20 protein-coding genes are annotated in these 25102 nt (G+C 72.3%); 4 read left to right on the forward strand and 16 right to left on the reverse strand.

The window, feature by feature from the left end; genetic code table 11:
• Positions 1–48: 48 nt before the first annotated feature.
• From AB0O36_RS08430 to AB0O36_RS08465, 8 genes are all read right to left on the reverse strand, one after another.
• On the reverse strand, positions 49–870 hold the full coding sequence (locus tag AB0O36_RS08430; RefSeq protein ID WP_365105908.1) for an RNA methyltransferase: 822 nt from the start codon (positions 868–870) through the stop codon (positions 49–51).
• Between the two features lie 77 nt (positions 871–947).
• Complete coding sequence (gene cobA, locus AB0O36_RS08435; RefSeq protein WP_365105911.1) at positions 948–2195, reverse strand: uroporphyrinogen-III C-methyltransferase; 1248 nt, start codon at positions 2193–2195, stop codon at positions 948–950.
• A gap of 1315 nt (positions 2196–3510) precedes the next feature.
• Positions 3511–7155 carry a nicotinate-nucleotide--dimethylbenzimidazole phosphoribosyltransferase gene (cobT, locus tag AB0O36_RS08440; RefSeq protein WP_365105913.1) on the reverse strand — a complete coding sequence of 1215 codons (3645 nt, stop codon included), beginning with the start codon at positions 7153–7155 and terminating at the stop codon, positions 3511–3513.
• 290 nt (positions 7156–7445) lie between these two features.
• Positions 7446–8651, reverse strand: coding sequence for a precorrin-6y C5,15-methyltransferase (decarboxylating) subunit CbiE (gene cbiE, locus AB0O36_RS08445; RefSeq protein WP_365105915.1), 1206 nt, complete (start codon positions 8649–8651; stop codon positions 7446–7448).
• 99 nt (positions 8652–8750) lie between these two features.
• Entirely contained in the window at positions 8751–9407 is a 657-nt protein-coding gene (locus tag AB0O36_RS08450) for a GNAT family N-acetyltransferase (protein ID WP_365105918.1), read from the reverse strand.
• Positions 9408–9558: 151 nt separating this feature from the next.
• Positions 9559–10422, reverse strand: a complete 864-nt coding sequence (locus AB0O36_RS08455) for a MetQ/NlpA family ABC transporter substrate-binding protein (protein ID WP_365105921.1) — start codon at positions 10420–10422, stop codon at positions 9559–9561.
• Between the two features lie 178 nt (positions 10423–10600).
• Positions 10601–11287 (reverse strand): methionine ABC transporter permease, encoded by a 687-nt coding sequence (locus AB0O36_RS08460; RefSeq protein ID WP_365105923.1) that lies wholly within the window; start codon positions 11285–11287, stop codon positions 10601–10603.
• Positions 11284–12354, reverse strand: a complete 1071-nt coding sequence (locus AB0O36_RS08465; RefSeq protein ID WP_365105926.1) for an ATP-binding cassette domain-containing protein — start codon at positions 12352–12354, stop codon at positions 11284–11286. The genes AB0O36_RS08460 and AB0O36_RS08465 overlap by 4 nt, the downstream gene beginning before the upstream one ends.
• Before the next feature lie 530 nt (positions 12355–12884).
• Here AB0O36_RS08465 and AB0O36_RS08470 point away from each other — a divergent pair.
• Both AB0O36_RS08470 and AB0O36_RS08475 read left to right on the forward strand, forming a co-directional pair.
• Positions 12885–13253, forward strand: a complete 369-nt coding sequence (locus tag AB0O36_RS08470; RefSeq protein ID WP_365105928.1) for a hypothetical protein — start codon at positions 12885–12887, stop codon at positions 13251–13253.
• Positions 13254–13347: 94 nt separating this feature from the next.
• A complete protein-coding gene (locus AB0O36_RS08475) occupies positions 13348–13725 on the forward strand; it encodes a hypothetical protein (RefSeq protein WP_365106176.1) in 378 nt (125 codons plus the stop codon).
• 129 nt (positions 13726–13854) lie between these two features.
• On the opposite strand, the gene AB0O36_RS08480 is transcribed toward AB0O36_RS08475, so the two are convergent.
• The 3 genes from AB0O36_RS08480 to AB0O36_RS08490 all read right to left on the reverse strand — a co-directional run bounded on the left by AB0O36_RS08480 (position 13855) and on the right by AB0O36_RS08490 (position 16292).
• Positions 13855–14361, reverse strand: a complete 507-nt coding sequence (locus AB0O36_RS08480; protein WP_365105931.1) for a GNAT family N-acetyltransferase — start codon at positions 14359–14361, stop codon at positions 13855–13857.
• A 37-nt stretch (positions 14362–14398) separates the two neighbouring features.
• Entirely contained in the window at positions 14399–14980 is a 582-nt protein-coding gene (locus AB0O36_RS08485; RefSeq protein ID WP_365105934.1) for a sigma-70 family RNA polymerase sigma factor, read from the reverse strand.
• 73 nt (positions 14981–15053) lie between these two features.
• On the reverse strand, positions 15054–16292 hold the full coding sequence (locus tag AB0O36_RS08490) for a glycerophosphodiester phosphodiesterase (RefSeq protein ID WP_365105937.1): 1239 nt from the start codon (positions 16290–16292) through the stop codon (positions 15054–15056).
• 278 nt (positions 16293–16570) lie between these two features.
• Between AB0O36_RS08490 and AB0O36_RS08495 the strand changes: the two genes are divergently transcribed.
• Positions 16571–17260, forward strand: coding sequence for a lysophospholipid acyltransferase family protein (locus tag AB0O36_RS08495; protein WP_365106179.1), 690 nt, complete (start codon positions 16571–16573; stop codon positions 17258–17260).
• A 54-nt stretch (positions 17261–17314) separates the two neighbouring features.
• Here AB0O36_RS08495 and AB0O36_RS08500 read toward each other — a convergent pair whose 3' ends face one another.
• From AB0O36_RS08500 to AB0O36_RS08520, 5 genes are all read right to left on the reverse strand, one after another.
• A complete protein-coding gene (locus AB0O36_RS08500) occupies positions 17315–18790 on the reverse strand; it encodes a membrane-associated oxidoreductase (protein ID WP_365105940.1) in 1476 nt (491 codons plus the stop codon).
• A 104-nt stretch (positions 18791–18894) separates the two neighbouring features.
• Complete coding sequence (locus tag AB0O36_RS08505; RefSeq protein ID WP_365105943.1) at positions 18895–20439, reverse strand: MFS transporter; 1545 nt, start codon at positions 20437–20439, stop codon at positions 18895–18897.
• Positions 20436–20987: a helix-turn-helix domain-containing protein gene (locus AB0O36_RS08510; RefSeq protein WP_365105946.1), complete on the reverse strand. Its 552-nt coding sequence runs from the start codon at positions 20985–20987 to the stop codon at positions 20436–20438. The genes AB0O36_RS08505 and AB0O36_RS08510 overlap by 4 nt, the downstream gene beginning before the upstream one ends.
• Positions 20988–21269: 282 nt before the next feature.
• Entirely contained in the window at positions 21270–22697 is a 1428-nt protein-coding gene (argH, locus tag AB0O36_RS08515; protein WP_365105949.1) for an argininosuccinate lyase, read from the reverse strand.
• Between the two features lie 97 nt (positions 22698–22794).
• Positions 22795–23988, reverse strand: a complete 1194-nt coding sequence (locus tag AB0O36_RS08520) for an argininosuccinate synthase (protein WP_365105952.1) — start codon at positions 23986–23988, stop codon at positions 22795–22797.
• Positions 23989–24350: 362 nt separating this feature from the next.
• On the opposite strand from AB0O36_RS08520, the gene AB0O36_RS08525 reads away from it, so the two are divergent.
• Positions 24351–24899, forward strand: coding sequence for a hypothetical protein (locus AB0O36_RS08525; RefSeq protein ID WP_365105955.1), 549 nt, complete (start codon positions 24351–24353; stop codon positions 24897–24899).
• The last annotated feature ends 203 nt before the right edge of the window (positions 24900–25102 follow it).

The raw sequence follows: 25102 nt of genomic DNA on the forward strand, positions 1-25102 counted from the left end.
TGCCCGAGCCGGAGGGGCCGGCGCGGCGAGTGGCCGCGCCGGCTCCGTTCAGCCGGTGGGACGGCCGGGGCCGGCCACCGCGTAGAAGGCCACGGCCGCCGCCGCGCCCACGTTCAGCGAGTCCACCCCGTGCGCCATGGGAATGCGTACCCATTCGTCGGCGGCGACCAGGGCCTCCCTGGACAGCCCGTCCCCTTCGGCACCGAGCATCAGCGCGACCCGCTCCAGGTCCTGCGGGGCCGCCTCGTCGATCGGCGAGGCCTTCTCGTGCGGGGTCAGGGCGAGCAGCTTGAACCCGGCCTCGCGGACCGAGTCCAGCCCCTTGGGCCAGGTCTCCAGCCGGGCGTAGGGAACGGAGAAGACCGCTCCCATCGACACCTTCACGGAGCGCCGGTAGAGCGGGTCGGCGCAGTCGGGCGACAGCAGCACCGCGTCCATGCCGAGCGCGGCGGCGCTGCGGAAGATGGCCCCGATGTTGGTGTGGTCGTTCACGGCCTCCATGACGACCACCCGGCGGGCACCGGTGAGCAGTTCCTGCGCCGTGGGCAGCGGCTTGCGCTGCATCGAGGCGAGGGCGCCCCGGTGCACGTGGTAGCCGGTGACGCGTTCCGCCAGCTCCGGAGTGACGGCGTAGACGGGTGCCGGGAGCTCGTCGATGACGTCCCGCATGACGTCGACCCACTTCGAGGAGAGCAGCATGGACCGCATCTCGTACCCGGCGTTCTTCGCCCGTCTGATGACCTTCTCGCCCTCGGCGATGAACAGGCCCTCGACGGGCTCGCGCTTGCGCCGGAGTTCGACGTCGGTCAGGCCCGTGTAGTCGCGCAGGCGCGGGTCGTCGGGGTCCTCGACGGTGATGAGATCTGCCACAGGGTGATACTGCCTTGTCCTGGGTGCGGTGCCAACGGCCCGGTGGCCGGTGGTGCGGTCGACGGATGCCGTTCCGGTCAGCCGGCGGCGCCGGCTCCGGACGCGGTGTCCCCGGCCCGGTGCACGTTCACCACGTCACCGATCACGATGACGGCCGGCGGCCGGACCTCCTCGGCCACCACGGTCTCGCCGACGGTGGCCAGCGTGGCGTCCACCCGGCGCTGGGTGGCCGTGGTGCCCTCCTGGATGACGGCGACCGGGGTGTCGGCGGAGCGCCCGTGGCGGACCAGCGCCTCGGCGATCCGGCCGATCTTGTCGACGCCCATCAGGACCACCAGCGTGCCGGTGAGCTTGGCCAGCGACTCCCAGTCGACCAGGGACCGCGGGTCGTCCGGACCCACGTGCCCGCTGACCACGGTGAACTCGTGGGCGACGCCCCGGTGGGTGACCGGGATGCCGACCGCGCCGGGCACCGAGATGGAACTGGAGATGCCGGGGACCACGGTGCAGGGGATCCCCTCCTCGGCGAGCGCCTGGAGCTCCTCCATGCCCCGCCCGAAGACGTACGGGTCCCCGCCCTTGAGCCGGACCACGGCCTTGCCGGCCTTGGCGTGCTCGATGAGCGCGTTGTTGATGGCCTCCTGGGCCATGTACCGGCCGTACGGGATCTTCGCCGCGTCGATGACCTCGACGTGCGGCGGGAGTTCGTCGAGCAGGTCGCGGGGGCCGAGCCGGTCGGCGATGACCACGTCGGCCTGGGCGAGCAGCCGGCGTCCGCGCACGGTGATCAGGTCCGGGTCGCCGGGGCCTCCGCCGACGAGCGCCACGCCGGGGGCGTGCGACCGGCGCTGGGCGGGGGCGTTGAGGGAACCGTCCCGCAGCCCCTCCACCACGGCGTCCCGCACGGCGGCGGAGCGGCGCGGGTCGTTCCCCGTCAGCACGGCGACCGTGACGCCCTCGCTGCGCCCGGTCGCCGGTGTCCAGGCGGTGGCGGCGGAGGCGTCGTCGGCACGGACGGCCCAGACCCGGTTGCGCTCGGCCTCGGCCGAGACCAGGTCGTTGACGTCGCGGTTCTGGGTGGCGATGAGCACGTACCAGGCGTCGGCGAGGTCACCCTCCCGATACCGGCGGCGCTCCCAGCGGATCTCACCGGTCTCGGCCATGGCATCGACGGAGGGGGTGGCCGAGGGCGAGATCAGCAGCACGTCGGCCCCGGCCGCAACGAGGGCCGGAAGACGGCGCTGCGCGACCTGCCCGCCGCCGATGACGACGACGCGGCGGCCGGCGAGACGAAGCCCTACGGGGTAGGCGGGGTGTTCGGCCATGACGGTGCGGCTCCTGAGGGCGGCGGTGGTGCTTCGGCTGCCGCTGCGGCACTGGAGCGGCGGGGGTACTGAGGGTCGTGCTGGGGGTGGTACCGAGGGGTGCTGATGTCGTTGGGGGGTGCTACTGACGTGCGGTGTTGTCCTGCGAGCTCAACCATACGGCGCGGCCTGCGCGCCCTCGGGGACCGGGGGGCTCCCGAGGCCGCGCGGCTGCGCCGTGCCGGTGCGGGCGTGTCGCTTCCGCGCGCGCTTCCGCGTTTTGCGGCCACTGCGCGTGCGTCTCTGCCCCGGGCCTCAGAAGGCCCCGGCCCGGGTCGGCTTGTCTGCCGCCGTCCCGGCAGCAGCAAACGGCGATCATCTGCGTCATCTCCCCAACCCCTGGCAGGCCGCATCCGCCGACAAACCAAAGCGAGTAGCGGTCGCCCGCGCCGCCGTCTGCCATCTGCCATCTGCCATCTGCCATGCACCAGCCCCATCGGCCTGTCGGCCGCCGAGACCGGCCCGAACCGCGTAGCGATCGTGGGCGTCTGCCGCCATCTGCATGCATCAGACCCACCAGCCCGTCGGCCGCCGAGACGGCCCGAACCGTGTAGCGATCGATGGCGGCTTATGTCCGGCCACTGACGGGCCCAATCCGCTGAGAAACAGGAGCACGTAGCGATCTGACGCGCCCTGGACGCGCTGGCGTGCAGTCATCCCCTCACCGCGATCCTGCTTCCCGCCCGGAGGGCGGCCGGCCGAGCGGCAGCCGCTGCCCGTGCCCGCCAACGCCAAAGTCGATGGATCCTCGGTCCCCCATGCCATTCCCCCGGGGGCCGCCCGACAGTCCTTGTCGTTCCGGGGCCGTCAGGCCTGTCAAGGGTGGCCCAAAGGGCCATCGCCCTCCGGGCGACGCGACGAAGGAGCGCCCTTGACAGGACTGACGGACCCGTAATGACACTGGGACTGACGGGCAGCCCCCGGGCACCCCCGTGACGCCGCCCAGGCAACGCCCCGGCACACCCACACCCCCCACCCGCCGACCGGTCCCACTCGACAAGAGTCCGGTTGCTGCCCCGCCCCCGCCCGCCGACACGTCGGCCTCCGGTGGAGTCCGCTCGCTGCCCCGACCCGCCCCACCGCGTCGTCCGCCCAGTCCGCACGGTGCCGGGGGGCGGGCGGGCAACCCCCGTCCGAGCCCGTCAGGGCTCTGGGGGTGGAGCGGGCCGCAAGAGCGGAACCGTAGCCCCCAACCACCCACCAGACCTCAAAAATGCAGCAGGGCGCCACGCCCGGGGCCGTGGTACGGCTCCCCGGCGTGGCGCCCCGCGCCCGGCTACTTCTCCGTGACGCCCGCCGAGTCGAAGGTCGCCACCTCGTGCATCGCGCGGGCCGCGCTCTGGACCAGCGGGAGGGCGAGGAGGGCGCCCGTGCCTTCGCCGAGGCGGAGGTCCAGGTCGACCAGCGGGCGCAGGCCGAGCTTGTTCAGGGCCGCGACGTGGCCCGGCTCGGCGCTGCGGTGGCCCGCGATGCAGGCCGAGAGGGACTCCGGGGCGATGGCGCGGGCCACCAGCGCCGCCGCACCGGCGCTGACGCCGTCCAGGATCACCGGCGTACGGAGCGAGGCCGCGCCCAGGATGAGGCCGACGATCGCCGCGTGCTCCAGGCCGCCGATCGCGGTGAGGACGCCGATCGGGTCCGCCGGGTCGGGCTGGTGCAGTTCCAGCGCGCGCCGCACCACGTCGACCTTGCGGGCGTGGGTCTCGTCGTTGATGCCGGTGCCGCGACCGGTGACCTCCGCCGGGTCCACCCCGGTGAACACCGAGATGAGCGCCGCGGAGACGGTGGTGTTGGCGATGCCCATCTCGCCGGTGAGCAGCGCCTTGTTGCCGGCCGCGACCAGGTCGCGGGCGGTCTCGATGCCCACCTCGATCGCGGCGACGGCCTCCTCGTGCGTCATCGCCGGGCCGGTGGCGAGGTCGGCGGTGCCCGGCCGGACCTTGCGCGGCAGCAGCCCGGGAGTGGCCGGGAGGTCCCCGGCGACACCCACGTCGATCACGCAGACCTCGGCGCCCACCTGGTTGGCGAACGCGTTGCAGACCGCCCCGCCGCCCAGGAAGTTGGCCACCATCTGGGAGGTGACCTCCTGCGGCCACGGGGTGACGCCCTGGGCATGGACGCCGTGGTCACCGGCGAAGATGGCGACGGCCGCCGGCTCCGGGATGGGCGGCGGGCAGACCCGCGACAGACCGGCCAGCTGCGCGGAGATGATCTCCAGCATGCCGAGCGCGCCGGCCGGCTTGGTCATGCGCTTCTGCCGCTCCCACGCCTCGCCGAGCGCCTTGGCGTCGAGCGGGCGGATGCTGCCGACGGTCTCCGCGAGCAGGTCGTGCGGCTCCTCGCCCGGCAGGGCCCGGCGGCCGTACGTCTCCTCGTGGACCACCCAGGACAGCGGGCGCCGCTTGGACCAGCCGGCCTGCATCAGCTCGGGCTCGTCCGGGAACTCGTCCACGTACCCGACGCACAGGTAGGCGACGACCTCCAGGTGCTCGGGCAGGCCGAGGGCGCGGACCATCTCGCGCTCGTCGAAGAAGGAGACCCAGCCGACGCCGAGGCCCTCGGCGCGGGCGGCGAGCCACAGGTTCTCCACGGCCAGGGCGGCGGAGTACGGGGCCATCTGCGGCTGGGTGTGCCGGCCGAGGGTGTGGCGGCCGCCCCGGGTGGGGTCGGCGGTGACCACGATGTTCACGGGGGTGTCGAGGATGGCCTCGATCTTCATTTCCTTGAACTGCTTGGCCCGGCCCTTGGGGAGGGACTTGGCGTACGCCTCGCGCTGACGCTCGGCCAGTTCGTGCATGGTCCGCCGGGTCTCGGCGGACCGGATGACCACGAAGTCCCACGGCTGGGAGTGGCCGACGCTCGGGGCGGTGTGCGCGGCTTCGAGGACGCGCAGCAGCACCTCGTGCGGGATGGGGTCCTTGCGGAAGCCGTTGCGGATGTCGCGGCGCTCGCGCATGACGCGGAGGACGGCCTCGCGCTCGGCGTCGGCGTAACCGGGCGCGGGCTCACCGACCGGGGCCTGCGGCTCCGTCTCCGCCTCTTCCGGCGCCGTCTCCGGAGCCTCGGTGAGCTCCTGCGCCTCAGGGAGCTCAGGGGCCTCCGGGACCTCGGGGGCCTCCGGGACCGCCACGGCTTCGGCAGGCATGCCGACGGCCGGAACGGCCTCGGGCGCGGAGGGTACGGCGGGGGCCTCGACGGCGGCGCCGTCCGGTACGACGCCCTCGGCCGGTACGACACCCTCGGCCGGGACGGCAGCGGCAGCCGGGTCGGGCTGCGGGTGCGCCTCGGGCACCTCCGGGGCCGCGGCCTCGGCGACCTGCTCGGCCACCGGCACGGCGTCGGTCGCCTCGGCGCTCTGGGCTGCGCTCTCGGCAGCCTTCTCGGCGGCCTGTGCCGCCGCCTGCTCGGCGAGCGGCGCGGCGGACGCCTCGGCGACCTGCTCGACGACCTGCTCGGCGACCGGGACCTGCGGTCCGACGGGAGCGGCCGGCACGGCGGCGGCCAACAGACCGCCGGCCTCGGCGGGGACCGCCTCGACGACCGGGACGGAGGCGACGACCGGGACCGCCTCGACGACCGGAACGGACTCGGCAGCAACGGCGGGCTCGGCGACCGCAACCGGCTCGGCGACCGCCGGGACGGCCTCCTCGGGCGCGCCCGGGGCGACGGCCGGGGCGACGGCCGACTCCGGCGCCTGCTCCCCCACGGGCGCAACGGGCATCTCGGCCTCGGTCACCGGGAGTTCACCCGGAACGCCGCTTTCGGCCGGGACGACACCCTCGGCCGGGACAACGCCCTCGACCGGCGCGGCAGCAACAGCGGGCTCCACAGGAACGGCCTCGGCAGCAACGGGCTCGCCCGGAACGACGTCCACGGGTGCGACCGGCGCAACCGGCGGCACGGCGGCATCCACCGACACCGGCTGCTCCACCTCCGCCTGCTGCTCCTGCACCACCGTTTCTGCAGCATCCGGCGCCGACGCCACCACGGGCACGTCGGACTCCACGGGCGCGGCAGCCTCCGCCGGCGCATCCACGACCGGCGCGACCGGCTCCCCTACCGACTCGGGAGCGACAACCACGGGCACGGAGGACTCGGAAGGCACGGCAGCCTCCGAAGGCACACCCGACTCCACCGGCGCGGCCGACCACGGCACCCCCGGCTGGACGGGTACGTCGAGGTACTCCGGGCCCGCTCCGGGCTGAGGAGCCGGGGCGGCCGCCGCGGGAGCGACGGGCGCGGGCGTGGGGGCCGGGCCGCGGTCGGCCAGGGAGCGTACGACGCCGCCGGAGGCCTCCGGCATCGGCGGGCCCATGTGCAGCGGGCGCCGGGCGGGCGGGGCCATGGGAGCGGCGGGGGCGGGCGGGGCCATCGGCGACTGGGGGAGGTGGACACCGCCGAGGTCGAGCGAACCGGAGTCCCGGCCGCCCGCTTCGTGAGCCCCGTCCACATAGGGGGCTTCGGCGTAGCCCTCCACCGGGTAACCCTCGGGAACGGGGTAGCCCTCGGGAGCGGCATAGCCCTCGGCCGGGTACCCCTCCGGGTAGGCGCCCACCGGGTATCCCTCGGCGTAGCCCTCGGCCGGGTAGGCGGGGGCCTGCGGCACCACCTGCGGGTCGCTCCACGAGCCGCCCACGCCCTGGCCGCTGGGCATCAGCAGCAGTTCGTCCTCGTCCTCGGGGTTGTCCGCGAGGTCCTGGAAGGCGTACGCACCGGGAACCGGCGCCTGCACCTGCGGAGGAAGAGGTGCCTGGGGAGGGAGAGGTGCCTGTGGAGACAGAGGTGCAGGTGCCTGCGGAGGAAGGGGAGACTGCGGAGGGACGGACGCCTGAGGGGGAATCGGCGCGGGGATGCCCTGCTGATCCATCATGTCCGCGTTGTCCGGAAGGCCCTCGCCCGGAACCCGGCCGGTGTCGGTCATGCGTACCCCTCGCCCATCGCTTGTACTTCCTCCGTCGCCCGGCGCCCGCACGGCCGGCAGGGCCGGGCGCCATGGCCGGCAGGCCACGGCGAACGAGCGCGGTCGCCGCGCGGCGCGGACGCTCGCGCACCCCACCGCCGACAACCACTAAGCATTGTCGCGCCCGTTCGGCGCGGTGTCGGCCATTACCGCCCCGGTCCACTGTGGACTGCGCCACGTGCCACGTGCCACGTGCCACGTCAGGCGTCTTCCCGGTACGACGATCGGCCAGCCTACCCCGGGCGGCGCGGTCAGCGGGGCGCGGGGCGGACCGCTGCCAGCAGGAACACCACGGAACGGTCCTGTTCGTCCCAGGTGCGGGGGTCGAGGCCGACGGACTGGAGGAGTGAGCATTCGATCGTGTATCCGCCTTCGGCCAGGGCCCGGCCGAGGGCCTCCGCCTCGTCGCGCGTGGAGGCGTGGGTGACGATCCGTTCGGGGCGGCGGTCGGCACAGGCGCGGACCACGGGGACTCCCCCGCCGCCGATGCGTACGACGTCGGGTTCGGGCAGGGACTCCAGGACGTGGGGGGCGGTGCCGTGCACGGTCTGGAGCTGGACTCCGCGCTTGCGGGCGGCGGCAGTTGCCCGTTCGCAGGCGCGCGGGTCGGAGTCGATGGCGATGACCGCGGCGCCGAAGGACGCGGCTTCCACGGCGAGGGCGCCGGAGCCGGTGCCGATGTCCCAGAGGAGGTCGCCGGTGCGGGGGCCGAGGCGGGCGAGCTGGGCGGCGCGCAGCTGGGCGGAGCCGCCCTCGGTGGTGTCGGGGCCGGGGAGGGCCCAGCCCCGGGGGGTGTCGCGGGCGGGGTGGCCGAGCAGCCAGCCGGCCTCGTTGGCGTCCTGTCCGACCTGCCCGCCGCCGCCGATGGCGATGACCACGTTGGGGTCGCGCCAGGTGTGGTCGGCGGCCCGGTCGGAGGTGAGTACGGTCACCTGTTCCCGGTCGGTGCCGAGCTCCTCGCAGATGACGAAGGTGCGGTGGACACCGTCGAGGAGCAGCGCGAGTTCGGCGGGGCCGGCGCCGGGCGAGGTGAGGACGGCGACCTTGGGGTGGGCGCGGCAGACGTTGACGGCGCGGCGCAGGGTGCGCCGGTGGGCGACGACGACCTGGGCGTCGTCCCAGGGCATCCCGGCCCGGGCGAAGGCGGCGGCGACGGAGGAGACGGCGGGGACGACTTCGACTTCGAGGCCGTGTTCGGGCGCGCGGAGGGTCCGTACGATGCCGAAGAAGCCGGGGTCGCCGTCGGCGAGGACGACGGCGGTGCCGCGGTGACCCGCGATGCGGCGGGCCGCGAGGCCGAGGCTGCCGAGCCGGATGCGTTCGGCGGAGGGCGGGACCTCGGGCAGGGCCAGGTGGTGGGCGGCGCCGGCCACCAGGGTGGCGGCGGAGAGCGCGGACCGGGCGGCCGCGGTGAGGGGCGAGCCGTCCCAGCCGATCACCGTGACCCGGTCGGCCATCGTCGTCAGTCTCCAGATCCTGGTGGGGGTGGGAGTGCGGTCACCCGGGGCGCGGTGACGGTCACGGTCGCAGCCGAACGAGACTACCCGGTGACCGGGTCAGTTCCAGTGCGTGGAGACGGCGTAGCCGCCCGCTTCGGCCGGATGGCCGCGGTACCCGTCGAGCTCGTCCGGGTCGTCGAGGTCCTCGGGGAGCAGGCTCCAGACGATCAGGTCGGTGCGGACCTCGGTCCACTGGCCGTCGGCCGACTGGGTGCGCACTATCCAGGCGTTGCGCAGGACGCCCTCACTGATGCAGCCGATCTTCTGGGCCACCTGCTGGGCCGCGGTGTTGTCGGCGGCGGTGCGCAGTTCGAGGCGTTCGAAGTGCCGGTCGCGGAACAGCCAGTGGGCGACGGCGAGGACGGATTCGCTGGCGTAGCCCTCGCCGCGGGCCCAGGGGGCGGTGACGTAGCCGACTTCGGTGGTGAGGGTCCGCCAGTCGGTGTTCTGCAGGTGGACGGCGCCGACGAGTCTCTGGGTGAGGAACTCGGCGACGGCGAAGACGATGCCGCGGCCCTCGGTGCGTTCGGCGTGGGCGTCGCGGGTGGCCCACCGGCGGGCGTCGGCGCGGGTACAGGGGTGTGGCGTGCTGGTCCAGGCGGTGACGAGTTCGTCGTTCATCATCTCGGCGAACGCGGCGGCGTCGGCTTCCTCGAACGGGCGCAGCACCAACCGGTCCGTGCTGATGGAGACGTCCGGGAAGGTGGTAGTCATGCGCAGCTCCATGCCGTGAGACAGCGTTGCGGGACGGTTTGTGCGGCCGTAGAGCCACAGCATGCAGCATGCGCCGGGCGGTGTGCATGGCTGGGCCCCGCACCCCTGGCTCGTGGGGTGCGGGGCCGCCGGTCCCCCGGGGTGCCGCGGGTCAGGACTGCGGCTTGCCGAAGGCGGTGATGACGGAGCCGGCGTACTTGTCCTCGATGAACTTCTTGACCTCGGGCGAGTTCAGGAGTTCGGCGAGCTTCACCACGCGCGGGTCGTTCTCGTTGCCCTTCTTCACGGCGAGGAAGTTGGCGTACGGGTTGCCCTCGGCCTTCTCCAGCGCCAGGGCCTGCTCCTTGGGCTTGAGGTCGGCCTCGATGGCGTAGTTGCCGTTGATCACGGCGGCGTCGACTTCGCCGAGGGCGCGGGGCAGGGTGGCGGCCTCCAGCTCCTTGAACTTCAGGCCCTTGGCGTCGGTGATGTCGGAGAGCTTCGCGGTGGATCCGACGCCCTGCTTGAGGGTGATCAGGTTGTTCTCGGCGAGCAGCTGGAGGGCGCGGCCCTCGTTGGTGTTGTCGTTGGGGACGGCGACGGTCTGGCCGGCCTTGATGTCGGCGAGGGCCTTGGCCTTCTTGGAGTAGAGGCCGAGCGGCTCCAGGTGCACGTTGACGACGGGCACGATGTGGGTGCCGTTCTTGGCGTTGAAGTCGTCGAGGTACGGCTTGTGCTGGAAGAAGTTGGCGCCGACCTGGCCGTCCTCGGTGGCCTTGTTGGGCAGGACGTAGTCGGTGAACTCCTTGACGTCCAGCTTGAGGCCGGCCTTCTCGGCGAGGTTGTCCTTGACGAACTTCAGGATGTCGGCGTGCGGGGTCGGCGAGGCGGCCACGACGAGCGGTGCGCTGGTGTCGACGGATCCGTCGGCCTTCTTGGCGGAGGCCGGGTCGGAGGAGCTGCCGCAGGCGGTCACGCCGAGGGCGAGCGCGGTGGTGACGGCGGCGACGGCGGTGAGCTTGATGTTGTTGCGCACGAAGAGTGCCTCTTTCTTGGGTGGTGCGGTCTACGCCCGAGCACGACAAGTGCGGGCTGTGTGTGGGGTGTGGTCTGTGGGGCGGCGGAATCCGCACGGTGGCGGGGTCCGCCGGGTGGCTGGATCCGCGCGGTGGCGGGGGCCGCCGGGTGGTGGGTCCGGGTGGCGGGTCCCCGGGTCAGGCGGTCCGGCCGCGGCGGGCGAGGAGCCGTACCGCTCCGTCGCCGATCAGCTGGACGGCGGTGACGATCACGATGAGGACGACGACGGTGACGAGCATGAAGTCGCCCTCGAAGCGCTGGTAGCCGTAGGTGATCGCGAGGCTTCCGAGGCCCTCGCCGCCGACGGCGCCGGCGAGCGCCGAGTAGCCGATGAGGGCGATGACGGTGGTGGTGAGGCCGGAGACCAGGGAGGGCAGGGCCTGCGGGAGCAGGACCTTCCACACGACGGTCGGGATGCCGCCGCCCATGGCCTGGGCGGCCTCGACGAGTCCGGGGTCGACCTCGCGGACGGCCGTCTCCACCAGGCGCGCGAAGAACGGGATGGCGCCGATGGAGAGCGGCACGATCATCGCGGTGGGGCCGATGTAGGTGGGGATGCCGGTGATCAGGCCGATCACCCACTTGGTCACCGGTATCAGCCAGATCAGCAGGATGATGAAGGGCAGCGAGCGGCCGATGTTCACGACCACGCCGAGGACCTTGTTGAAGGGACGGTTCTGCAGCAGGCCGCCCTTGTCGGTGAGGACCAGCAGCACGCCCAGCGGCAGGCCGCCGAGGACGGTGACCACGGTGGCCCAGAGGACCATGTAGAGGGTGTCGTACGTGCCCTGGTTGAGCAGGGGCTGCATTTCCGACCAGGTCACTGGGCACCGTCCTTGACGAGCTCGGCGAGCTCGCTGTCTGCGTCGGTCACATCCACCGCGTCAACCGCGTCGATCACGTCCACCTGAAGGCCCTGCTCGCGCAGGAAGCCGACCGGGACGACGTTGTCCTCGTAGCGGCCGGGCAGCTCGATGCGCATCCGGCCGATCTGCCGGCCGCCCACGGTGTCCATCGCGGCGCCGAGGATCGAGATGTCGATGTTGTAGGTGCGGGCCAGCTGGGAGATGACCGGCTGGGTCGCGCTGTCGCCGTGGAAGGTGACGTCGATGACCGTGTGCTCCGCGCCGGTGGCGGTGCCGGTCAGCGGGAAGAGTTCCCTGGCGAGTTCGGAGCCGGGGGTGGCGAGCAGTTCGGAGACCCGGCCGGATTCCACGATGCGGCCCCTCTTCATCAGGGCGGCCGAGTCGCAGATCGACTTGACGACGTCCATCTCGTGGGTGATGAGCAGGACCGTCAGGCCGAGCTGCCGGTTGAGGTCGCGCAGCAGCTGGAGGATGGAGCGGGTGGTCTCGGGGTCCAGGGCGCTGGTGGCCTCGTCGGAGAGGAGCACCTTGGGGTCGCCGGCCAGGGCGCGGGCGATGCCGACGCGCTGCTTCTGGCCACCGGAGAGCTGGCCGGGGTGGGCCTTGGCCTTGTCGGCGAGGCCCACCAGGTCCAGGAGTTCGAGGGCCTTGCGGGAGCGCTCGCGGCCGGAGACGCCGAGGATCTCCAGGGGCAGTTCGACGTTGTCCTGCACGGTCCGCGAGGACAGCAGGTTGAAGTGCTGGAAGACCATGCCGATCCGGCTGCGGGCCTTGCGGAGCTCCTTGCCGGCGCGCCGGCCGCGGCCGGCCAGGGCGGTGAGGTCGACTCCGTCGACGGTCACGGTGCCGGTGGTGGGGCGTTCCAGCAGGTTGACGCAGCGGATGAGGGAGGACTTGCCGGCGCCGCTCTGGCCGATGACTCCGTAGACCTCGCCCTCTCGGACGTGCAGGTCGATGCCGTCCAGGGCGGTGACCTCGCGGCCACGGGACTGGTAGACCTTCGTGAGGCCCGATGTGGTGATCACAGGATTTCCGTCGCTGTCGAGTGCGCGGCGCGGGCGGGCAGCCGGGCACGGGGCGAATCATCTGGGGGGGGGGACGCGGGCAGGAGCCGTCCGGGATGCGGACAGGCTCGGCCGGGGTCTCGCTTCGGGGCGCGAGGCGCGTGGGAGAAGGGCCCTCAGAAGGCGCACATTCGACACATACAACGAGCACCGGGCGTCATCATCGCCTCGGTCGCAAGGGTGCGGCTGCTCGTCGTGGTCATGGGCCCCAGTAAAGCAGAAGGAATCGCTGACCGATCAACAATGTCCGGATAGCGGACGAATGGCGGCCACATTCCGGACACCGGGGACGTTGTCACCCGAAGGGCCCGGTCCCCGGTCTTCCCGTCCTGACCTGCGCGGACACCGCCCGGAGGCCGTATAGGACCCGTCTGCGGCCGGGCCCGCGCGGAGGCCGTCGGCCGGATGCCGTGTGGTCAAGACCACGGTGTGCGGGGAGGCGGGCCAGGGGCGGCCGCAGCAGGTCCCCGGGGCCGTAATACTCTCGCTGCATGCTCGACGCCCTGACGATCGCCCTCGGCACGGCCGCACTGGCCCTCGCCGTGTGGTGCGGTTTCGCCGCCTACCGCGACCAGCCGACCAAGGACTGGCACTTCATCGGCATGGCCGTGGTGACCGTGCTGGCCCTGGCGCAGCTGGTGATCGGGCTGGTCAAGCTGGCGCAGGGCGAGAAGCCCGACGAGGGCGGGGTGATCTTCACCGCGTACCTGCTCGGCGCGTTCGCGGCGGTCCCGGCCGCCGGGATGCTCTCGCTGTCCGAGCGCACCAAGTGGGGGTCGGTGACCGTGGCCGCGGGCGCGGTGGTCCTGGCCGTCCTCGAAGTACGGCTGCACGACATCTGGGGAGGCACCGGTGCCTGAGACGACATCCGGCGGGGCAGGGGCGCCCGGGGCGGCCGCGACCCCGCAGGACGGGCGGGCGCCGGCGGCGGACGCGGCCGGAAGGCCGGAACGTCTGGTGTCGGGACCCGGACTGCTGCTGGTGTGGCTGTACGGGGTGATGGTGGTGGGCGCGCTGTCGCGCTCGGTCTACCAGATCGCCACGGAGTTCGACCGGGCGCCGCTGGCCTACTCGCTGTCGGCGGCGGCCGCCCTGGTCTACGCCTTCATCACGTACTCGCTGGTGCGCGGCGGAGAGACCGCCCGGAGGGCGGCGCTGGTGTGCTGCGGTGCCGAGCTGGCGGGCGTGCTCTCGGTGGGCACCTGGACGCTGGTGCGCCCGGAGGCGTTTCCCGACGCGACGGTGTGGTCGGACTTCGGGATGGGCTACCTGTTCATCCCGGTGATCCTTCCGGTCACCGGGATGCTGTGGCTGCGCCGGGCGCGCGGCTGAAGAGCCGACGGACCGAACACCCGGAGAACCGGAGGAAGGGGCCGGCCCGCCACGGGCCGGCCCCTTCCTCTTCCGTCTTCCCGGTTCGCCTTCCCGGTCCCTTCCCGGTCCTGCTTCCCGGTTCTGCCGTTACGCGCTGACCGCGTAGTCGGCGGCGTCCTTGGCGTCCTTCTCCAGGATGACCAGCTCGATGCCGTCGGAGGCGGTGCGGCCGCCGACCGCGACGTAGCCCGCCTTGCGGTACATGCGGAGGTTGGACTCGCTCTTGCGGCCGGTGTGCAGGCGGAAGCGGGCGGCCTTGGCGGTGCCGGCCAGGGAGTCCTCCATGGCGCGCAGCAGGCGGTTGCCCAGGCCGTGGCCCTGCATGCGCGGGTGGACGCAGAGCTTGGTGATGCTGCCCGTGCCCTTGTCGTCGGTCCTGCCGCGGATCGCGCCGACCACCTCGTCGCCGAGCCGGGCCACGAGCACGGTGTCCGAGGCCAGCTCCTCCTTGAGCGACTCGAAGGTCTGCGTGAGGGGCTGGATGCGGTAGTTGCCGTACAGCTCGGCCTCGCTCTGGAAGGCGAGGTACTGGAGCTTGAAGATCTGTTCCGCGTCCTCGGCGGCCGCCGACGAAATGGTCACGCTCATGCCCATGTGCGCATGCCTCCGCTCACCCTGATGGCCCGTCGTTCTACGGCTCCCTTCCCCACGGACCGGGTGCCGCAACCTCTGCAGCCAGCATTCTGCGCAGACATCCCAGGCAACGGGAACGTATGGGCCCCAAACTTCCTTGTGAGATACCCAACTCTCCTGCGATTTCACGGTAGGTAAGGTCCCTGGGCGAGAGAAGTGCCCGAATCAGCTCCGGACACCGTCCCGGCAATCGGGCGACCGCCGTTCGGAGAACCAGCCCCGTCTCCCGGTCGAGCAGCTCCTCTTCGGGGACCGTACGGGCGCCCGGCGGGGTGCCGTACGCGTCCTCGCGGTGCGGCACCTCGCGGCACGGGACCTCCCGGCGGGCCCGGCGCCGGGCGCGGCGGGCCTCGGCGCGCACGGCACCGCGCAGCCAGCGGGCGGGTTCCTGCGGGCGGGCCGGGCCCCGTTCCAGGAGGCGTACCCAGACCTCCTGTTCGATGTCGGCCGGGTCCATTCCCGCGGCCTGGGCTTCCGCCTCCGCTTCCGCGGAGAGCAGCGGGCCGAGTTCCGTCACCAGGTCCGCCTGCCCCGCGGGCGCCGGTCCCGGAGCGGCTTCTTCCACCTTCACCGGTTTCATGCCCGGCGGGACGCGGCGGGCGCGGCCGGTGGTTTCCCCGCCGGCCGCGCCCCACTCGTACGGGAGGATCCGGTTACCGGTTGACGGGGCGGCGGCCGGGGCGGAAGTCCTCGGCGGCGAGCAGTGCGGTGTCCGGGTTGTCGCTGAAGATGCCGTCGATGCCCTGCTCGAAGTACGTCCGGTAGGCGCCGAACACGTCTCCGTAGGCGGCCGGGTCGGTGCCCTTGCGGAAGTCGGCGGGCAGGAAGGCGTTCTCGTTGCGTCCGGTCCACGGGTGCAGCACCAGGCCGCGCGCGTGGGCGTCGCGGACCAGCGTGGTCGGCGTGCCGAGCTTCCCGTCCGCGTCCTTGGGGATGACGAGGTCGAGGGTGGGGCCGATGCCCTGGGCGAAGCCGGCGATCCACTTGAGGCCCTCGGGCCTGACCAGGTCGGCGACCGTGCGGGGGTCCCCGGCCTGCTCGAAGTCCCAGGGACGGGTGTTCGCCTGGGAGAGCAGGACCACCCGGGGTGCGGAGACCAGGCGGGAGAGGCGCTGGATGCTGGAGGGCTCGAAGGACTGCAGGAACACGGGCGAGTCCTGGCGGTCGCGGCCGTGGCGGCGCAGCAGCCGGGCGAGCGGTTCCTCCAGGCCGAGGCCGAGGGAGCGGAAGTAGCTGGGGTGCTTGGTCTCGACGTGCAGCCAGATCTGCCGGTCGCGGCGGCGGCCCTCCCGGTTGGCCCAGCGCAGCACCTCCTCGAAGGTGGGCACGGGCCAGCGGCCGTCGTAGAGGGTGTTGCGCGGGCGGAGGGCGGGGATGCGCTCCTTGGCCCGGAGGGTCTTCAGCTCGGCGAGGGTGAAGTCCTCGGTGAACCAGCCGGTCACCGCCACGCCGTCGACGGTCTTGGTGGTGCGGCGGGAGGCGAATTCCTTGTGGTCGGCGACGTCCGTGGTGCCGCCGATCTCGTTCTCGTGGCGGCACACGAGGTGGCCGTCGCGGGTGGGGACCAGGTCCTGCTCGATGACGTCGGCGCCCAGGTCCAGGGCCAGCTGGTACGAGCCGATGGTGTGCTCGGGGCGGTAGCCGCTGGCGCCGCGATGGCCGATCACCGTGGGGTACGGCAGGTCGCGGTAGCCTCCCCCGCCGGGCCCGCGGCCCGCTTCGGCCACGCCGGCCGCCCCGGCCCCTGCACCCTCTGCGCCCGCTGCACCCGCGCCGGCCGCGGCCGGTCCGTCCGCGTGCGCCGTACCCGCGCCGAGCCCCAGCGTGCCGCCGCCCGCCGCGAGCACCGCCGCCCCGAGTACCGTGCGCCGTGCCGCCCCGCCCTGTGTCATCGTCGTCTCCCGGTCGTCCCTGTCCGCCCGCGGTCCGGAGGTGCCGGGATCACCGGCCCACCGCGACCCTCGGGCCCGAATCGGCGCCGCGATCGTAGGCAGCGGGGTGTGTCGAACGGGCCACCCCCGCCGGAACATGGCGGAAACGTGCGTCAACACGACGTATCCATCACGTGAACCCGATGTGCGCGCCGGACTGACCCGCGAGTATCGTCCACACCTGCACTGCCGCACCCGTACCCCTGCACGGCCCGCGCGCGGTGCGCACCCGCCTGTCGATGCCGGAGGGCTCACCGTTGTTCCGTACCAGGCTTCTGAAAGCCACTGTCGGTTCCGTCATGCGCATGATGTTCCGCATCCGCGTGGAGGGGGCCGAGCACATCCCGGGCACCGGTCCGGTCATCCTCGCGGGCAACCACCTGACCTTCATCGACTCCATGATCCTTCCGCTGGTCTGTGACCGTACGGTGCACTTCATCGGCAAGGACGAGTACGTGACCGGCAAGGGCCTCAAGGGCCGCCTGATGGCCTGGTTCTTCACCGGCGCCGGCATGATCCCGGTCGACCGGGACGGCGCGAACGGCGGTGTCGCGGCCCTGATGACCGGCCGCCGGGTGCTGGAGGAGGGCCGGATCTTCGGCATCTACCCGGAGGGCACCCGCTCCCCCGACGGCCGCCTCTACCGGGGCCGCACCGGCATCGCCCGGCTCACCCTGATGACGGGCGCGCCGGTGGTGCCGTTCGCGATGATCGGCACGGACAAGCTGCAGCCGGGCGGCGCCGGCATGCCGCGTCCGGGCCGGGTCACGGTCCGGTTCGGCGAGCCGCAGGAGTTCTCCCGCTACGAGGGCATGGACCGCGACCGCTACGTGCTGCGCGCGGTCACCGACTCGGTGATGGCCGAGGTCATGCGCCTCTCCGGCCAGGAGTACGTCGACATGTACGCGACCAAGGCGAAGGCGGCCTGAGCCGCGGACCGCACCGGTCACGACGGAGCCCCGGGGTGCGCCCCGGGGCTCCTGCTATGACCTGCGCAGGGAGCGGCTGACTCCGGCCGCCGTGGTGGTCGCCAGGATCCAGCCGGTGACGATCAGCAGGTAGGACAGCCACTGCTGCCAGCCCGACGGCGCGAACGCCTGTTCCTGGCCGAATCCGATGATCGGCAGGAGCAGGTCGATGGTGTAGAAGACCGGGTTGAAGTCGGGGGCCTCGTCGGCCTTGAGCGGGCGGGGGTGATGGGCCGAGAAGGCCACCGTCCCGATGAGCAGGAGCGCCAGCAGCCAGGCCGCGGCACGCAGGGGGCGGAAGCCGTAGCCGACGGTGACGTCCTGCATCAGCCCCCAGAGCCTGGTGTGCCGCGGCAGGGTCCGCCGGTGCCGGCGGAGCTTGGCGAGCTGGACGGTGCGGGCCTCGGCCTCGTCGCCGACGGTGCGGTAGCCGGCCGCGAGCTGCTCGTAGGAGTACGGCAGGTAGCCGTCGTCCTCGCGGTCCAGCAGCGGCAGCCGTGCCGCGGCGGGCAGGGTGGGATGCAGCACCCGGTAGGTGAGTCCGCCCATGCGGACCTTCTCGGGCCATACGCCGGGCTCTGCGTAGAGCATGTCCAGCTGGCTGCGCCGCAGGTTGACGATGCCCTGGATGGGATCGCAGTTGCGCAGCCAGAACTCGCCGATGCCGGCGCTGCTCAGGCGCAGTGCCACGCCTCCGGGATTGGCGAGCCGGGCCCGGGTGAGGTCGAGCTGCCGGGGGACGCGCGCGCCCGCGAGGTTGACCAGCCCTTCGGCCTCCATCCGGTGGCCCCGCAGGTCGGTGCCGACGGCGAGGGTCTCGGCGTGCAGGGCCGAGCCGCCGGGGTTCAGCAGTCGGGCGCGATCGAGGTTGACCTGCCCGGCCACCGTGCTGCCGTTGATCCGGAACTCACCGTGGACGGTGAGCTCGTTGGCGATGATGTCCGTCCCTATGTCGGCGTGGTTGAGCTGGAGCGGGGGCTCGTGGGCCTCGTCGGCCTCGGCCGAGGGCCGGATCACCGCGCACTGGAGGAAGAGGCCCCCGGAGATCCTGGCACCTGCCAGCCGGACGGGGCCGTCGATCCGGCAGTCGGAGAGGCGGAGCACCAGCTCCACCCGCAGGGTGGCGGCGGTGAGGCCGGGCAGGGTGGAGCCGGCGAGGACCAGGGTGCGCAACTGTGCGCCGTACATCAGGGGTTTGCGTTCGAACCAGCAGCCGCGGAGCCTGATCGGGTGGTCGACGACGGCGTACTTCAGATCGAGCTTGCCGGTGATGCGGGCGCCGTAGACCTTCAGCCCGGCGATATGGCCGTCCGTGGCCGGGCCGCTGACCAGCAGGGCCCGCAGCACCTCGGCGCGCACGGTGCGCTCCGGGCCCCAGGAGGCCCCCTCGGTGGAGGGCTCCTCGGGGTCCTCGCGGAAGTCGACGCCCTCACCGCGCGGGAAGGCGTCCCAGAGGCGGCGCTCGGCCGGAGTCAGATCGGTGATCTCCATTGGCCGGATGGTGTCGCGCCCGTGATCATGGTGTCAACCACGGACCCGGACCGTCCGGCGGACGGGGCGTCCGGATTTCGCCGGTGCCCCGTCCGCAGGGGCGGTCAGTGCTCGACGCCGTCCTGGAGCTTCTGGCCGCGCAGCAGGAACCAGGCCGCGACGGCGGTCGCGAGCAGGACCAGGGCGCCGACTCCGGAGGCGAGGCGGAGGCCGTCGGTGAAGGCCTCCTGGGCGGCCTCCACCATGGTGGCGCCCGTGGCGGGGTCCAGGCCGTGCGCGGCCTCGACGGCTCCGCCCAGTGACTCGTGGGCGGCGCGGGCGGCGTCGGCCGGGACTCCGGCCGGGGCGGTGAAGCCCCGGTAGACACCGGTCACGATGGAGCCGAGCAGGGCGATGCCGAGCGCGGCGCCGAGTTCGTACGCCGTCTCGGAGACGGCGGAGGCCGAACCGGCCTGCTCCCTGGGCACGCTGGAGAGGATCACGTCGGCGGTGACGGTGAAGGAGAAGCCGGCGCCGAGGCCGACGACCAGCAGGGCCGCGCCGAGCAGCGGGTAGCCGGTCTCCTTGTGCACCAGGGTGAGCGCGCCGAGGGCCAGGCCGATGGCGGCCAGACCGCCGGAGACGATCGTGCGCACCGAGTACTTCCGGGCGTAGCGGCCGGCGATGAGACCGGTGACCACGGCGCCGATGGCGGCGGGGAGTTCGGCCAGGCCGGCCTCGAACGGCTCGCGCCCCTGGACCAGTTGCAGGAACTGGGAGAGGAAGAAGACCAGTCCGGAGAGGCCGAACACGGTCAGCAGGTCGGCGAGGACGGCGCCCGAGAAGCCGCGGTGCCGGAACAGCCGCATGTCGAGCAGCGGGGAGGCGAGGGTGTACTGGCGCCGTACGAAGGCGTACAGGGCACCCGCGCCGATCACCGCGGCGGCCCAGACCTCCCGGGTCAGGCCGTGCGTGGCGGCTTCCTTGACGGCGTAGACGACGCCGATGACGCCGACCAGCGAGAGCGCGACGCTCACCAGGTCCCAGGGGCCGGTGACCGGGTTCTTCGACTCGGGCAGCAGCTTGATGCCGACGAGGACGAGCACGGCCATCACGGGAAGGTTGATCAGGAAGACCGAGCCCCAGTAGAAGTGCTGGAGCAGGAACCCGCCGATGACCGGGCCGACGGCGGCACCGGCGGAGGCGGTGGCGCCCCAGATGCCGATGGCGAGGCTGCGCTCCTTGGGGTCGTGGAAGATGTTGCGGATCAGCGCCAGGGTGGAGGGCATCAGGGTCGCGCCGGCCACGCCGAGCAGCGCCCGGGCCACGATCATCATCTCGGGGCTGGTCGCGTACGCGTTGAGGACGGACACGGCGCCGAACGCGGTGGCACCGGTGAGCAGCAGCTTCTTGCGGCCGATCCGGTCGCCGAGGGAGCCCATGGAGACGAGCAGGCCGGCGATGACGAAGGAGTAGATGTCACCTATCCAGAGCAGCTGGCTGCCGGAGGGCTCCAGGTCCTCGGAGAGGGAGGGCGTGGCGAGGCCGAGCACGGTCGCGTCGACGGCGACCAGCAGCACGGCGAGCACGAGTACGGACAGGGCCAGCCAGCGTCCGGGGCTCTTGACCTCCGTCCCGCTCGGGCTGGTCAGTGCTTGGGTCCCGCTCATTTCTCCACACTCCGTCGGGCGCCACCGAGCAGCAGCTCGGTGATCATGTACTGGAAGTCCTTGGCTGCGACCCGGCCGTCCATGACGGCCCAGGCGCAGGTTCCGATGAGGCCGTAGAGGGCCTCGGTGAGCCATGCCGGGCTCAGGTCGATGCGGATGTCGCCTTCTTCCTGGCCCCGTTTGAACAGGGCGGACACCCTGGCGTCGAGCCGCGACCAGCCCTCGTTGACCTGGTCGCCCTCGAACAGCTGGTTCTCGGTGACGAGGAAGGCGAGCAGCTGGGCGTTGGGCTCGGACTCGGCGACGAGCCGGCGCAGCGCGTCGACGGCGGAGCCGTCGTCCAGCCGGGCGCGGTCGAAGGCGCCCTCGAACTCCCGGATGCCGAGGCCCTCCAGCGCGCGGACGAGGGCGTCCCGCCCGGCGAAGTGCCGGTGCAGGGTCGCCCGCCCGATGCCGGCGGCCTTCGCCACCTCGTCCATCGTGGCGGTCGACTTGCGGGAGAGCAGGGCGGCGGCAGCGCGCAGCACCTGGTCACGATCCATGGCCATGAGACAAGCATACCTCGAATGAGACACCGACGTCTCATTCGAGGCAGCAGAGACCCACACGACCGAGAAAATGAGCGCCGCGAGTACGTGGAGCACCGGCACCCCGCGAAGACCCTGCTGATGCACATCGACGAGCGGATCGGCCTCACACGGGCCGACTTCGACGCGCTGGCGGCCTGGGCGGTGTAGGGCGGAGCGGAACGCGCCGAGGGGGCGGTCGGGGCCCGTCCGCCCCGGCCGCCCCCTCGGGGGTCCTGTGGTGTTGCCGCGTGCCGCTGCCCGCTACTGCTTGTGCTGGGCCCAGGCGTGCTGGATGACCAGGTCCGCCTTGAGTTCGTTGAGCTGGACGGCGACCGCCGAGGGGGCGGTGCCGCCGCGGCCGTTGCGGGAGGCCAGTGCTCCGGGCACGTTGAGGACCGTGCGGACCTCGGGGGTGAGGTGCTCGGAGATCTTCGCGAACTGGTCGTCGGTGAGCTCGTCCAGCTCCTTGTCCTCCGACTCGGCGACCTTCACGCACTCGCCCGCGACCTCGTGCGCCACCCGGAACGGGACGCCCTGCTTGACCAGCCACTCCGCGATGTCCGTGGCGAGGGAGAAGCCGGCCGGGGCGAGCTCCTCCATCCGGTCCCGGTTGACCGTGAGGGTGGCCATCATCCCGGTGAAGGCCGGGAGCAGCACCTCGAGGGTGTCGCAGGAGTCGAAGACCGGCTCCTTGTCCTCCTGGAGGTCCCGGTTGTACGCGAGCGGGAGCGCCTTGAGGGTGGCGAGCAGGCCGGTCAGGTTGCCGATGAGGCGGCCCGACTTGCCGCGGGCGAGCTCGGCGATGTCCGGGTTCTTCTTCTGCGGCATGATCGAGGAGCCCGTGGAGAACGCGTCGTGGAGGGTCACGAAGGAGAACTCCTTCGTGTTCCAGATGATGATCTCCTCGGCGATCCGGGACAGGTTGATCCCGATCATGGCCGTGACGAAGGCGAACTCGGCGACGAAGTCGCGCGAGGCGGTGCCGTCGATCGAGTTGCCGACGGAGCCGCGCTCGAAGCCCAGGTCCGCGGCGACCGCCTCCGGGTCCAGCCCGAGCGAGGAGCCGGCCAGGGCGCCGGAGCCGTACGGGGAGACCGCGGTGCGGGTGTCCCACTGGCGCAGCCGCTCGGCGTCCCGGGACAGCGACTGGACGTGGGCCAGCACGTGGTGCGCGAAGAGCACCGGCTGGGCGTGCTGGAGGTGGGTCCGGCCCGGCATCGCCACGTCCGCGTGGGTCTCGGCGAGACCCACCAGCGCGTCCTGCAGGTCGGCGATCAGACCGCCGATGATCCGGGCGTGGTCCCGCAGGTACATCCGGAAGAGGGTGGCGACCTGGTCGTTCCGGGACCGGCCGGCCCGCAGCTTGCCGCCCAGGTCGGGGCCGAGCCGCTCCAGCAGGCCGCGCTCCAGCGCGGTGTGCACGTCCTCGTCGGCGATGGTGCCGGTGAAGGAGCCGTCGGCCACGTCCGCCTCCAGCCGGTCCAGACCCGCGATCATGCGGTCCAGCTCGTCGGCGGTCAGCAGGCCGGCCTTGTGCAGCACGCGGGCGTGCGCACGGGAGCCGGCGATGTCGTACGGCGCCAGCCGCCAGTCGAAGTGGACGGAGGCGGAAAGCTTCGCGAGGGCCTCGGCCGGGCCGTCGGCGAACCGGCCGCCCCAGAGCCGGACGTCACCGTTGTTGCTGCTCACTGCTGATGCTCCTTGAGGACTGCTTCCAGTGTGCGACAGCCTCCCCGCGCGGAGGGAACGGGGAGGCGGTCACGGGGGTTACGGCGTGCTTACGGGATCAGCCGAGGTCACGCTTCGCGGCGATCTTCGCAGAGAGGGCGAAGATGTCGATGAAGCCCTGCGCCTTGGACTGGTCGAACGTGTCGCCCGTGTCGTAGGTGGCCAGGTTGAAGTCGTACAGGGCCTCTTCGGACTTCCGGCCGGTGACCGTGGCGCGGCCGCCGTGCAGGGTCATCCGGATGTCGCCGGTGACGTGCTGGTTGGCCTCGTTGATGAAGCCGTCCAGGGCGCGCTTGAGCGGGGAGAACCACAGGCCGTCGTAGACGAGCTCGCCCCAGCGCTGCTCGACCTGCCGCTTGTAGCGGGCCAGCTCGCGCTCGACGGTGACGTTCTCCAGCTCCTGGTGGGCGGTGATCAGCGCGATCGCGCCCGGGGCCTCGTACACCTCGCGGGACTTGATGCCGACGAGGCGGTCCTCGACCATGTCGATCCGGCCGATGCCCTGGCCGCCGGCCCGCTCGTTGAGCTGCTGGATGGCCTGGAGCACGGTGACGGGCTTGCCGTCGATGGCGACCGGGACGCCCTCCTTGAAGGAGATGACGACCTCGTCCGGCTCGCGCGGGGTGGCCGGGTTCGAGGTGTACTCGTAGATGTCCTCGATCGGGGCGTTCCAGATGTCCTCCAGGAAGCCGGTCTCGATCGCACGCCCGAAGACGTTCTGGTCGATGGAGTACGGCGACTTCTTGGTGGTGGCGATCGGAAGCTGCTTCTCCTCGCAGAAGGCGATCGCCTTGTCGCGGGTCATCGCGTAGTCCCGGACCGGGGCGATGCACTTCAGGTCCGGGCCGAGCGCCTGGATGCCGGCCTCGAAGCGGACCTGGTCGTTGCCCTTGCCGGTGCAGCCGTGGGCGACGACGGAGGCGTTGTGCTTCTTGGCGGCGGCGACGAGGTGCTTGACGATCGCGGGCCGGGAGAGGGCGGAGACCAGCGGGTAGCGGTCCATGTAGAGGGCGTTCGCCTTGATCGCCGGGAGGCAGTACTCGTTGGCGAACTCGTCCCGGGCGTCCGCGACCTCGGCCTCGACGGCACCGCAGGCGAGCGCGCGCTTGCGGATGACGTCCAGGTCCTCGCCGCCCTGGCCGACGTCCACGGCAACGGCGATGACCTCGGCGCCCGTCTCCTCGGCGATCCAGCCGATGGCGACGGAGGTGTCCAGGCCGCCCGAGTAGGCGAGTACGACGCGCTCGGTCACGGGTTTCTCCTTACGATGCATTCACTGACAGGCATAACTATGCATGACTCCGTATGTTTCGTCAATCGAACCGCGCCGGACGTGTCGGTACGCCGCCCACCGGCAGGCCGACCGGCCCCTGGTGCCAGCATGCGCCTCCGGCGGGCGCGGCGCCGGGTGGGACGCGGGAGGAGCGGGCAGGAGGGGCCGGAGGGACGGGTGGGAGTCCCGGGACGGGCCCGGGGCGGAGACGAACGGGTGATGGAGCGCGCGCCGCGCCTTTGCCGGGCGCCACCCTTTCGCCACGCTGTGTAGCTTTGGCGACCGTCCGATCACATCAAGTAATCGAATGCGCACGGATGCGAGCACGGAGGGTACGTTTCATGCACAAGCTCCAGCGGATCGTGATCGCCGCCCTGGCGGCGGGGGGTCTGGCCGCCCTCGGTACGGGGACCGCCCACGCCGACGCGGTACGCGGCCAGGCCGGCCCCTCACCGAGGATCGCCCACCTGCCGCAGCTCCCCCAGCTCCCTCCCCTGCCGGAACTGCCGCGGCTCCCCCGGCTTCCGGAGATCACGCACCTCCTGCGGCAGGCGCAGCCCGCGCACGCGGCCGCACCGGCGGCGGCCCGAGCGGCGGCGGCAGGCATCTCGTACGCCGCGTACGCGCCCTACGCCCCGTACGCGCCCTACGCCCCGTACGCGCCTTACACCCCGTACGCGGCGGGCGGATCCGGCACCCCGAACACCCCCAACACGCCGAACACGCCCAACACCCCGAACACGCCGAACACCCCGGGTGGCGGGAACACCCCGAACACGCCCAACACCCCGAACACCCCCAATACCCCGAACACCCCGAACGGCTCCCACACGCCGAACACCCCCAACACACCCAACACCCCGAACACGCCGAACACCCCCGGGGCGTGAACTCGGGGGTAGACGTTCCGCTCCCGTAAAAGAGGAACACGGAAGAGGACACCGCGGACTTTCCGGGTCACGCGGCGGAGCCGCGCAGTGCACACACTGCGCGGCTCCGTCATGTGACCGATCTTTAGTCCGGGGTGTTGGGGGTGTTGGGGGTGTTGGGCGTGTTCGGAGTGTTGTTGCCACCGCCACCGGGGCTGTTCGGG

This window comes from Streptomyces sp. NPDC089799, from assembly GCF_040684755.1.
GTDB lineage: Bacteria > Actinomycetota > Actinomycetes > Streptomycetales > Streptomycetaceae > Streptomyces.